We start from the raw sequence: 12,051 nt of genomic DNA on the forward strand, positions 1-12,051 counted from the left end.
AATTACATGTTTAAACGCAATCTTATTGGTTCACTTTTTTATATAATGAAAGCGCTTTTCATAAACAAAAAAAACTAGACATAAATTTTAATGTCTAGTTGCTGTTAACTATTTTATAACTACTTTTGCTGCCTGCCTTCTTTCCACAAACAGGAAAACTTTCCTCATAATAAGCGGGACTATAAATAATATAAACAAAAGCCTGAACAATTGATATGTGGTAATAATCGTCAAATCGGCTTTAACTGCCTGCCCGAGCAAGGCCATTTCCGCCATTCCTCCTGGAGCAAGGCCGATAAATGCGGTTAATAGCGATATATTCTCTTCTATCCCCAGTAAAATGGCGGACAGAACGAAGGAAAAACCAACAAGTACGATCGAAGAAATAATTGAAACGGCTAAGAATCGCGGTTTATTCTCGATTTCGCCGAATTTCATCTGCATGCCTAAATCAATGCCCATCATTACCTGTGCTGCAGCAATGACTGGCACTGGAATTGCCGGTACATCCATGCCAATAAGCAAAAGACCAGCAATGATGATAAGCGGTCCTAGCATATAGGGAGTTGGAAATTTGCATTTTTTTGCAACTGCCCCAGCTGCATATGAAATGACTAGAAAGAACAGAAACAGCCAGTTTACGCCTTCTGCATTTGCACTTGCTACTGCTGTGCTTCCTGCATGGAAAATCGGACTATAAACGATAAAAGGAACTAGCATAACCACTGTCATGATACGGCTGACTTGAATGATAGTTACGACAGTAAGATCTATGCCCTTAATTTCTGAGCTGATCGCCACCATTTGTGTTAATCCTCCAGGGATACTGCCTGCAATCGTTGATTTCAGGTTGCTGTGTGTGAGTTTATTCGTCACAACTGCAAGCAGCAGACTGAACAGAATTAAACATATGGTCAATACCAGCATAGATGGCAGATGTGTAACCATATCCATAAGTGTTTGTTTATTGAAATTTTCTCCGATTGTATAACCGATTGGAATCAGTGCATAAGTGCGAAAGGAGAAAGGAAGTTTTGGAGTTTGCTTGGTGAGTTTAATAAAGGCTATTGTGCCGATCATCGCTCCGAGAAGCCATGCTAACGGCAGATGAAGCAATTGAAAAAGTGTTCCGCCAATAATAGCTGACACTAACATTTGATAAAATGACATTCTATATCCCTTCTTGCTAATTTATTAGATGTATATATAATATACTATCATAAAAATTAGTTTGGGTTTCGAAAGATTATTTTTTGCGTATAAAAAACTGTTCATCCACCCTCCCTTTTCGGATGAACAGCTCTCTGTTATTTTTTGCTGATTTCTTTTACTTTTATTTTTTCTAATTTCCAAGTGTTATCTTTGTTCGTCCACACTGTCTCCAAATATGCTATTTTATCGACAGGTGCTATGCCGCTAATCATTTGCTTGCCTTCTAGTGTTAATTTTTGTTTATAGCTCGAAGGCTTTAATTGGGAGAACGGACTGATAATCAGCTCTGTAGACTCATTCAAATGCCCATTTTGATATAAGCCTAATTGTTCATATGTATTTTTTCGCTCATATAAATCAAAATTATAGGTTTTTATCCCTTCAATCACTAGCTCTGCTTTATAATCTTCCTTAAAGCTGCTTGTCATCACAGGTAATTCTGGAATGGAAGCTTCCTTTATCTTCGTACCGTCGTAATCATAAATCGCAAATCTCTTTTTGCTGCCTCGTTCATTTTCAGCTAGTGTTAAGAACATTTCATCCGTTCCATCACCATCCAAATCGATCAGTTCTAACTGTGGGTTGAATCCGCCATCTACCTCCTGTACTGACTTTTGCTCCTTGCTGTCAGTTATTTGAATCGTTAGTCTTGTATAAAAGTCATTCTCTTCCTCTGAAAGAATTCCGTTTAAGCCAATAGTTTCCTGTTTTCCATCACCATTTATGTCTTTTTGTTCTTGAAGCACATTCTTTTCCTGCTCTTCATTTTCCAATGCGTAGGCCCCTGTGATCGCACTTAGTGACATGAAAAAAAATGCGGTGAAGGCGAACAATAGTTCTTTTCTCAATTTAATCCCTCCTGGCGTAATCCTGTTAGTAAATATCATCTCCAATAATGGAAAAAAGATGTAAAGGAGGAAGAAAAAAATCCTTCACCATTTTGGTGAAGGATTATCTTTTTAAGATTCTACTGGTTTTGTTAACCAAGCTAATATAACTTTGCCTGCATTAGATTCATCAATGACAAATGATCCGTTTGAATAACGGTCATTGAATCGGATTGATTCCACCTGCACTTCTTCGACTAGTCCTTTTTCTGTTTGCAGATGAACGGTATCTGCTTTACCTGCAATAAACATGCTGACAATGCGATGTGGATTAGCTTTAAGCTCTCTCAGCATCACAACGCCGCGTTTCGCTCTACCGCCATTCTCAAATTCTGCTAACTTCATTTTCTTCACAGAACCACGCTGTGTCATAATAACAACCGATTCATTGGCTTCATCCGTAATGATTTGACCGGAGACAACATAGTCATCTTCTTTTAAGCTTATGCCTTTCACACCAGCTGCCCTTGCTCCGACAATATTGACTTCTTCTTCATGGAAGCGAAGTGCATAGCCGAAATGAGTGGCGATGATAACACCTTTATTGCCGTCTGTCACTACGACATCGACTACCTCGTCTTCCCCTTTCAGATTTAGTGCAACAAGAGGCTTGCTGTAGCGCTGTGCTTTATAGCTTGTCAATTCGGTCTTTTTCGCCATGCCATTTTTCGTGAAGAACAGCAAATACTTGCCTTCCTCAAAGCTCTTAACTGGTATTGCATGAATAATGCTTTCATTTCTATCGATTGGAATAATGTTAGAAATATGCTGTCCAAGATCCTTCCAGCGGATATCTGGGAGCTCATGGACTGGGCAATATAAATAATTTCCTTTATTCGTAAACAGCAATACAACTTCAGTTGTATTAACATCCAATTTAGCTAAGATACGGTCTGAATCCTTCATGCCGAAGTCCTGACCATTACTTGCCGCATAGGAGCGCTGGCTAGTCCGCTTCACATAGCCTTCTTTTGTTACTGTTACGATAACATCCTCACTGCCGACAAGAACTTCGAGATTGATTTTGATTTCCTCAATTTCAGCCTGAATCGCCGTTCTTCTGTCAGAAATAAAGCGTTTTTTAACATCTTTCAGCTCTTTTTTGATAACAGCAAGAAGTTTTTTCTCACTGGAAAGAATCGCTGTCCATTCTTCGATTTTCTTCGCCAGTTCTTCTGCTTCTGCAGTAAGCGCCGTGATATCCGTATTTGTAAGTCTGTATAGCTGCAAGGACACAATCGCTTCCGCTTGAGCTTCAGAGAATTGGAAGGATGCAATTAAATTATCCTTCGCATCTCGTTTATCCTTAGACGCACGGATTGTGGAGATAACTTCATCTAAAATAGACAGTGCCTTTATCAGACCATCAACGATATGCTGTCTTTCTTTCGCTTTTTGCAGATCATATTGCGACCTTTTTGTCACAACATCCTTCTGATGCTCAATATAAGCATCCAATAGCTCAATAATGCCCATCAGCTTCGGACGTTTATTATGAATGGCAACCATATTGAAGCTGTAAGTAATTTGCAGATCTGTATTCTTGTATAAATAATGGAGAATACCAGACGCGTCTGCATCTTTCTTCAGCTCTATGACAATGCGCAAGCCTGTCCGGTCTGTTTCATCACGGACCTCAGAAATTCCTTCGACTTTTCGATCAAGCCTGATTTCATCCATTTTCTTCACTAGATTGCTTTTATTTATTTCATAAGGTATTTCTGTTACGACAATTTGCTGTCTCCCACCGCGAATATCTTCAATATCCGCTTTGCCTCTGACAATAATTTTGCCTTTGCCTGTTTCGTAGGCTTTTTTAATACCGTCTACCCCTTGAATAATGCCCCCTGTTGGGAAATCAGGGCCCTTGATATGCTTCATGATATCTTCTACGGTTGCTTTTGGGTTATCCATTCTTTCGATAACACCATCAATCACCTCACCTAAGTGATGGGGTGGAATGTCTGTTGCATAACCAGCCGAAATCCCTGTTGAACCGTTCACAAGCAAGTTCGGGAACTTTGCCGGCAGAACAGTCGGTTCTGTTGATGTGTCATCAAAGTTCGGAATGAAATCGACCGTTTTTTTATCAATATCCTTCAGCAGTTCTGATGATATTGCAGAAAGTCTTGCTTCTGTATAACGCATTGCCGCAGGAGGGTCACCATCAATACTTCCGTTATTACCGTGCATTTCAATTAGCAGATTTCTGACCTTCCATTCCTGGCTCATCCGCACCATCGCTTCGTACACAGAGCTGTCTCCGTGAGGATGGTAGTTACCGATAACGTTACCGACTGTCTTCGCAGATTTTCTGAAGTTCTTGTCATGAACATTACCATCAACATGCATCGCATATAAAATCCGACGCTGAACCGGCTTCAAGCCGTCGCGGGCATCTGGCAGCGCCCGCTCTTGAATGATGTATTTACTATAACGTCCAAAGCGATCACCGAGAACGTCCTCTAAAGGCAAATCACGAAATTGTTCCGTTGAACTTGAACTCATGATTCATCCCCCTCCTCTGCAACCACAATATTTTCATTTTCTAATATATTGCCTTCCTCTTCGAGTCCGAACGCAACATTTGACTCAATCCATTTCCGTCTAGGTTCTACCTTATCACCCATCAGTGTTGTGATGCGGCGTTCCGCTCGTGCGATATCATCGATCTTAACACGGATTAATGTTCTTGTTTCAGGATTCATCGTTGTATCCCAAAGCTGATCTGCATTCATCTCGCCTAATCCTTTATAACGCTGTAGCACATAGCCCTTACCGACCTTTTTGATAGCGTCCTGCAAGTCATCGTCGCTCCATGAATACTCAATAACCTCTTTTTTTCCTGAGCCTCTGCTTACCTTGTATAACGGCGGTAGTGCGATATACACTTTTCCTGCTTCCACAAGCGGCTTCATATAACGATAGAAGAATGTGAGCAGCAGCACTTGAATATGCGCGCCATCCGTATCAGCATCTGTCATGATGATAACTTTGTCATAATTGGAATCATCGATATTGAAATCCGCTCCGACACCTGCTCCAACCGCATGAATAATAGTGTTGATTTCTTCATTTTTAAAGATATCAGACAGCTTTGCTTTTTCTGTGTTGATAACCTTACCTCTTAATGGCAGAACGGCTTGGAAGCGTCTGTCTCTTCCTTGTTTAGCAGAGCCGCCTGCAGAATCACCTTCAACTAGATACAATTCGTTTTTCTGCGGGTTTTTTGACTGTGCCGGTGTCAGCTTGCCTGATAGCACTGTTTCGCCGCGCTTTCTTTTTTTGCCGCTTCTGGCCTCTTCCCGAGCCTTTCGCGCCGCTTCCCTTGCTTGGTATGCTTTAATGGCTTTTTTGATTAGCAGTGTGCTCGTATCAGGATTTTCCTCAAAGAAGTAGGAAATATGCTCGGAAACGACTGCATCGACAGCGCTTCTTGCTTCACTTGTACCAAGCTTGCCTTTCGTTTGTCCTTCAAATTGCAGAAGGCTTTCCGGTACGCGGACAGAAACAATCGCAGACAAACCTTCTCGTATGTCTGATCCGTCTAAGTTCTTATCTTTATCCTTAAGCAGGCCGACCTTGCGGGCATATTCATTAAACATTCTCGTCATTGCTGTCTTGCTGCCCGCTTCATGTGTTCCGCCGTCCTTTGTGCGGACGTTGTTAACGAAGGAGAGAACATTTTCTGAATAGCCGTCATTAAATTGGAAAGCGAATTCTACTTCAATCCCGTTGCTTTCCCCTTCTAGGCTAACAACCGGGTGCAGAGTATCCTTCTCTTCATTCAAGTACTCAACGAAAGCTTCAATTCCGTTGTCATAATGAAAGACAGCATGGACATCATTGCGCTCATCTATTAATTCGATTTTAAGTCCTTTTAATAAAAAGGCTGACTCTCTCAGCCTCTCTGAAAGCGTTTCAAAATTATAAGTAGTTGTAGAGAAGATGGAAGGATCCGGCTTAAAGTGAATAGTCGTGCCAGTTTGATTTGTTTTGCCTAGCTTTTCAAGCGTAGTAACTGGCTTTCCTCCATCTTCAAAACGCTGTTCATAGATAAAACCGTCTCTTTTTATTTTAACGACAACCCACTCGCTCAAGGCGTTGACAACTGACGCACCTACACCATGCAGACCGCCGCTCGTCTTGTATCCGCCTTGTCCGAACTTTCCGCCTGCGTGCAGGATCGTAAAGATTACTTCAGGTGTCGGCTTGCCGATTTTGTGCATCCCTGTCGGAAGTCCTCTTCCTTTATCCTGTACACTGATAGAATTATCTTTATGGATTTTTACAATGATTTCTTCACCGAATCCGGCTAATGCTTCATCGACAGCATTATCTACTATTTCATATACAAGATGATGCAACCCTCTTGAATCTGTGCTGCCTATATACATACCGGGACGCTTTCTTACAGCTTCCAGTCCTTCCAGCACCTGTATGGCATCATCGTTATAGTCAAATGGTTGTTGATTTTTCGCCACAGACATACCCCTTTCACCTCAAAAACACGACATATTATCTTTTTATGTAGCATGTCGAACAATTGTTTATGTATTCGTCTATAATTTCATTTATCCTCTTTGTTTGCAGGATTATTTTTTCTTTATCTTTTTGCCATCTATAGTGGACGAAGCACACTATTTTATGCATTTGATAAAAAAACACTAAAATTAGAACGTTTGTTCTTATCATATAATAGCAGCATTTTTTCTACAAGCATATTGATATATCGAGTTACTCACAAAATAATCGATTAAATTCAATATTAAACCAAGAAAGCTAAAAGAGAAAAGCTTTTTTTAATAGGTTTCGTTTATGCATCTTAATTATGTTAACACATATTTCTTATAAAAAAAACGCTAACTACCGTTTCTCTGACGGGCTATCCTCATAATAGCGCAGGGAGAAAATAAAAAAACGGATGCAAATAAGGTGCTTTTAAGACCGCTTCTTATGAGGGTCAAGTTACCTTATTGCATCCATATTTTATAGTTATTTCGTTAGAGCATGTTCTACTTTAATACAGCGGTCCATGATAACCGTATAGCCTTTTTCTTTTAAAGAGTGAAAAGTTTCTTCATGAACAAGTCCTTGCTGTGCCCAAAAAACATCAGCATCGATTTTTTCAAATTCCGCCGCAACTTCTGGAAGAAATTCAGATCTTCTAAATACATTGACAATATCAACATGTTCTTTAATATCTGTCAGGCTTTTATATGCTTTCATTCCTAAAACTTCATCTACTGTAGGATTGACGGGGATGATGCTATAGCCTGCTTTCATCATGGCTTCTGCAATCATATAAGAAGTTCTTTCTGGATTGTCACTTAAACCGACAACTGCGATTTTTTTTGCCTTTTTTAATAGTTTGCCGATTTCTTCCCTGCTTGGGTTTTCGATTGCCATAGTATTGTTCCTCCTTTAATTAACCTTTATTTCTACTTTTATACTAGTGGACGTGTATCTGTTGATGCAACTAATATGAACTAGGCTTTGCTTACTCTGATTCCTTATCCTTGTCCTTTTTTTCCTTCTTTTCAGGCATTGCTCTGTAGATTTGCGTATGCATGCTGTTTTGTTCTATATTTTGCAAAAAGAACTCACCAATCAGCTTTTGATAGTCTTCATCCTCATTCATCTTTTTGCCTTGCAATTCCATTTCAGCCAATCCTTCGTACTCCGTTAAAAGGGCATATGTATGATCATTGCCTGAGATAGGCGTCAATATTTCTACTTTGTGTGAGTAATTTTCATTACTAAACTTTTTCAGCTCACGCAAATTTTCCAATCCTTCTTTGAATTTATCTTGCTTGAGTGAAAATGTTTGATATACATAAACGGTCATTTTTAAATTACCTCCAAAAAGTCAATTATGATATATTAACATTCCCTAAACAGCAAAAAAAAATTCTAATCAATAACTAAGGAGCAACTGCTGTGCTCCTTAGTTATATTTATCTTTCCAATGCATTTAAGCGCTGATTAACTCTTTGCAAACTGCGCTCAAGCTGGTCAATATCTCTTTGCTGCTGGTTATTCTCCCGCTCTAGCTGATTTATTCTCCGTTCCAGCTGATCAATACGGCGATCCTGAGCTTCAATCCGTCTTTCTAACTGATTAAGCCTCCGCTCAAACTGTCTCCACTGTGGCTGTTGAAAAAGCTGTGACAGCTGGATTTGTCTGTTCGGATCTTCGTAATATCCTTGCGGGTATTGGTAATCATATTGAGTTTGTGGATAAGCGTAATTTACATAAGGGTACATATAGGCAACTCTCCTTTTTTTATGTCACCCATAAAGTATGCAAACTTCTTTTTTAGTGATATAGGCAAATGCCTAAATTGCCGTTTGTTAACTTGGCTTTTTTCATGGGACTATATATTTTTTCCTGACGATAGTCATATAGTACCTTAAAAGACGTAAAAACGGAGGCAAATCGATGAACCATATTGTTAAGCCCGGGGAGACTTTAACCCAAATCTCAAAAGACTATCGCATTCCATTAGCCAGTATATTAACAGCAAACCCAACAATCCAGCCAAACAGCATCTTCCCCGGACAAATAATCATCATACCCGGCTTACCGTCCCCTGAGAGTATTCCTTATCGAATAGATGTTTCGATAGGTAATAAAATATTGCGCTTGTTTAGAGGCGGTGTTTTGCAAAAGCAGTATCCGATTGCAGTAGGCAGAATGCTGTTTAGCACACCTGTAGGCAATTTTGTTATCATCAATAAAGCGCCGAATCCTGGAGGTCCATTCGGTACAATGTGGATGAGTCTTTCTAAAGAGCATTATGGTATCCATGGTACAAATGATCCTAGCTCCATTGGCAAAGCTGTATCAAGAGGATGTATTAGAATGCAAAACAAGGATGTGGAGGAATTAGCAAGCATTGCTCCTATTGGCACAGCTGTAGCCATTCATCCATAAACCTTATTAAATATAGTCTACAAATTCACGGACTGGCTTTCGGTATCCGCGCGGCTGTCTGCTGTCTGTTTTCTCCTTGCCAATGGTAATCATCAGCACCACCTCTTCCTGATCGGGAATCTGCAGTATTTCACGAACCTGCTTGTCATCAAATCCAATCATCGGGCAAGTGTCCCAGCCTTGATTCTTTGCTGCGAGCATAAACAGCATGGCAGAAAGTGAAGCATTACGAATTGCTTCTTCTTTTTGGAAGGTGTCACCTCTGTCTTCATAAAAGGAAGTTGTATCCTGAACTAAATGGTCATATTCCTGCTTGTTTACAATTCCGAGCATCTGCAGACCTTCATAGATTTCTGGTGCTTGTTTATAAGCAAGTTTGTTCCCAACTACCAATATAACAGCAGCCGCGCTTTTTACTTTGTATTGACCGTTTGCGGCATTTCTTATTTCAGCTTTTTTCTCATCATCTATAACGGCAATATACCTTGTATGCTGTAAATTAAAAGCAGATGGTGCTAGCTTAACCGTTTCAAAAATACTATTTAACTCTTCTGTTGAAATCGGGTTTCCTTCCAAAAAGTTGCTCGCAGAGCGTCGTGATTTAACTAGATCTAAAAATTCAGCCATGATTTGTTTCTCCTTCGATTTTATCTTTATTTAATATATCTCGAATTAAAGATATATTAAATAAAGTCCTTTGTAAAGCTTTTTACTTCCTGTTTTGCCAATAAAAAAACTGCCATTAGAGGCAGCTTTTTTTATGAGAAGCGTTTAATAGAAAAAGGTGAGATATTATATTCTGTCTTCCCCTTTGTTGCTAAGTCACTTAAAATTTTACCGACCACACTGCTGAATTTAAAGCCATGCCCTGAAAAACCTGCCGCAATGGCGACATTGGCGTAATCAGGATGAAGATCAATTATAAAGTCTTCATCAGGTGTCAATGTATATGTGCAAGTTTTGCCAAACTTCAGCTCATCTGTTAATGGCATATAAGTGGAAAGAAACTGCCCTACATCTCCCTCATCCTCGGCAAGCTCACCAAACGGGCTGATTGACTGGCCTGGTTGTATTTCAACACCGCCGCCGTCATGTCTGCCTATTTTCAAACCAGCTTGTTCGATGCTTGGAAAGCCGTAATACATGCCTTTTTCCGTTTCAAAGGAAAAGGCCGGAAAGTTTTCACTAGAATAAATGGTTTCATCAGCATGGAACCAAGCAAACGTCTTCCTTGTCGGTTTTAATGGCAGCGTTAAACCTAGAGTAGCTAACAGCTTGCCTGCTGATGCGCCGCCGCAAATGATAAGAGCGTCTCCATAATAGTTATTGGTTGCCGTTTTTACGATTGCCTTCCCATTATCCATCTGCAATTCTAGTACTTCTGTATATGTAAGAAGATCTGCTCCCTTTTTAATAGCCTGCTCTTTATATGCTTCTATACAAGTTTCACTTTTAAGCACTCCTGACGATTTTTCAAAGCAGCCGATATAATCAGCCGGTAGCTTAATGCCAGACCACCGCTCCATTACTTCACTTGCTTGCAGCACTTCCACTGGCAGGTTATATGTTTTCGCGCTATATATTATGTTTTTCATAAATGGTGAATCTGCTTTGCCGACATTTAATACACCTGTCTGCAAAAACAGCTGCTTGCCTGATACCTCTTCAAGCTCGCCCCAAAGCTCCTGTGCTTTTAACGCCAAAGGAACATACTCAGCACCTTCCCCGTATGCATGACGGATAATTCTTGTTTCGCCATGGTGGCTTCCATGTGCATGAGGAGGGTCATAGGCATCAATTAACAATGTCTTTTTTCCTTGTTCCGCTAAATAATAGCCTGCTGCCATCCCCATGGAACCGGCACCGATGATAATCGCATCATATTTTGTCAAAATATTTCCTCCTTCTCTTCCCCTAAACGTTAACTCTCTTTTTTTATATAGCCAATCATACCATTGTTGCACAGCTTGAAAAATAAAAATTTTCTAATAAGAGTTAATAATTGGGCTTCTTCTTAAAAAAAGTAGATAAGCTCATTAACAGCAAGCCGACATACCCTATACAGAAAACTCGCAACGGAAGGTGATTACATGCAATTTGGACCATATCAACCTAATTTCCCTTGGGGGCAAGGTCAACAAAGCTATCCATACGGCGGCTGGCAGCAAGGTCAGCAGAACTATCCGTTTGGTGGCTGGCAGCAACAAGGCTATCCATACGGCGGTTATCATCAATATCCTGGAGGGTATCATCAAGGTTTTCATGACGATTATCCATACGGATGGCATAAACCCCACCAAGATTGGCATAAGCCATACTACCCGCAAGATTCATGGAAAAAAGGCTACCATCATCCACAAGGTCATTGGGATGACTGGCATAAGCAATATCCACAAAGATAGTCACGATAAAAGAGGTGAGTGATCTCCTCTTTTTTCTATCTCACACTAAAAAAAGAGGAAGCGTCATTTAAGGAGGATCATGAGAATGGAACATAACGAACGTCCGCAGCATTTAGCATGGCATGAAACATTAGAAATACATGAATTAACAGCAGCACAATCAGTAGCATTAATGAAATTGAAACTCGCACTTCCAACGGTGACAGACCCAGAACTAAAAAGGCTGTACACAAAGGCTATTGAAGGTTTAACAGCTAATATAAAAGACTTGCTTGAATTCTATCCGTTAGCACCGAGAGAGGAAGACGAGGAAGAGGACTTGCGCAATCAAGCATTAACACCTTTTCTGGCAGGAGATTTACTTGGTCTATTTAAAGCAAGTGTCAAAAATTATGCGGTTGCCATTACTGAAACAGCTACACCTGAATTAAGAAAGGTGTTAAAAACACATATAAACAAAGCGATTGATTCACATGAGGAAGTATTCCACTATATGTATAAAAAGGGGTATTACCCAGCTTATGATTTAAAGAGTCTGCTGCAAAATGACGTTAATCTTGCCAAAAAAGCGCTTAGTAAATAGTCATTCGTTTTAGATGTGAAAACAGTAAACA

12 protein-coding genes are annotated in these 12,051 nt (G+C 40.0%); 3 read left to right on the forward strand and 9 right to left on the reverse strand.

Going from position 1 to position 12,051, the window contains the following annotated elements:
* Positions 1–108 precede the first annotated feature (108 nt).
* The 7 genes from L8T27_RS09990 to L8T27_RS10020 form a co-directional block, all read right to left on the reverse strand.
* Positions 109–1,170, reverse strand: a complete 1,062-nt coding sequence (locus L8T27_RS09990; protein WP_237941438.1) for an AbrB family transcriptional regulator — start codon at positions 1,168–1,170, stop codon at positions 109–111.
* A gap of 137 nt (positions 1,171–1,307) precedes the next feature.
* Positions 1,308–2,060 (reverse strand): hypothetical protein, encoded by a 753-nt coding sequence (locus tag L8T27_RS09995; protein WP_237941439.1) that lies wholly within the window; start codon positions 2,058–2,060, stop codon positions 1,308–1,310.
* Between the two features lie 111 nt (positions 2,061–2,171).
* Entirely contained in the window at positions 2,172–4,607 is a 2,436-nt protein-coding gene (gene parC / locus L8T27_RS10000; RefSeq protein WP_237941440.1) for a DNA topoisomerase IV subunit A, read from the reverse strand.
* Entirely contained in the window at positions 4,604–6,583 is a 1,980-nt protein-coding gene (gene parE, locus L8T27_RS10005) for a DNA topoisomerase IV subunit B (RefSeq protein ID WP_237942292.1), read from the reverse strand. The genes parC and parE overlap by 4 nt, the downstream gene beginning before the upstream one ends.
* 511 nt (positions 6,584–7,094) lie before the next feature.
* Positions 7,095–7,508: a CoA-binding protein gene (locus L8T27_RS10010; RefSeq protein WP_233313823.1), complete on the reverse strand. Its 414-nt coding sequence runs from the start codon at positions 7,506–7,508 to the stop codon at positions 7,095–7,097.
* A gap of 91 nt (positions 7,509–7,599) precedes the next feature.
* Positions 7,600–7,947: a hypothetical protein gene (locus L8T27_RS10015; protein ID WP_233313822.1), complete on the reverse strand. Its 348-nt coding sequence runs from the start codon at positions 7,945–7,947 to the stop codon at positions 7,600–7,602.
* Positions 7,948–8,056: 109 nt separating this feature from the next.
* On the reverse strand, positions 8,057–8,365 hold the full coding sequence (locus L8T27_RS10020; RefSeq protein ID WP_233313821.1) for a hypothetical protein: 309 nt from the start codon (positions 8,363–8,365) through the stop codon (positions 8,057–8,059).
* 175 nt (positions 8,366–8,540) lie between these two features.
* Between L8T27_RS10020 and L8T27_RS10025 the strand changes: the two genes are divergently transcribed.
* A complete protein-coding gene (locus tag L8T27_RS10025; protein ID WP_233313820.1) occupies positions 8,541–9,035 on the forward strand; it encodes a L,D-transpeptidase family protein in 495 nt (164 codons plus the stop codon).
* A 6-nt stretch (positions 9,036–9,041) separates the two neighbouring features.
* Here L8T27_RS10025 and L8T27_RS10030 read toward each other — a convergent pair whose 3' ends face one another.
* Together L8T27_RS10030 and solA are read right to left on the reverse strand one after the other, a co-directional pair.
* The gene (locus tag L8T27_RS10030) at positions 9,042–9,662 is read right to left on the reverse strand and encodes a nitroreductase family protein (protein WP_237941441.1); all 621 of its coding nucleotides are present in this window, start codon (positions 9,660–9,662) and stop codon (positions 9,042–9,044) included.
* Between the two features lie 131 nt (positions 9,663–9,793).
* Positions 9,794–10,927: an N-methyl-L-tryptophan oxidase gene (gene solA / locus L8T27_RS10035; RefSeq protein WP_233313818.1), complete on the reverse strand. Its 1,134-nt coding sequence runs from the start codon at positions 10,925–10,927 to the stop codon at positions 9,794–9,796.
* Between the two features lie 198 nt (positions 10,928–11,125).
* Here solA and L8T27_RS10040 point away from each other — a divergent pair, with 198 nt between their 5' ends.
* A complete protein-coding gene (locus L8T27_RS10040; RefSeq protein ID WP_233313817.1) occupies positions 11,126–11,437 on the forward strand; it encodes a hypothetical protein in 312 nt (103 codons plus the stop codon).
* A 79-nt stretch (positions 11,438–11,516) separates the two neighbouring features.
* Positions 11,517–12,020, forward strand: coding sequence for a spore coat protein (locus L8T27_RS10045; protein ID WP_282581389.1), 504 nt, complete (start codon positions 11,517–11,519; stop codon positions 12,018–12,020).
* Positions 12,021–12,051 lie beyond the last annotated feature (31 nt).

It is taken from the genome of Niallia sp. Man26, from assembly GCF_022049065.2.
Classification (GTDB): Bacteria; Bacillota; Bacilli; order Bacillales; family Cytobacillaceae; genus Niallia.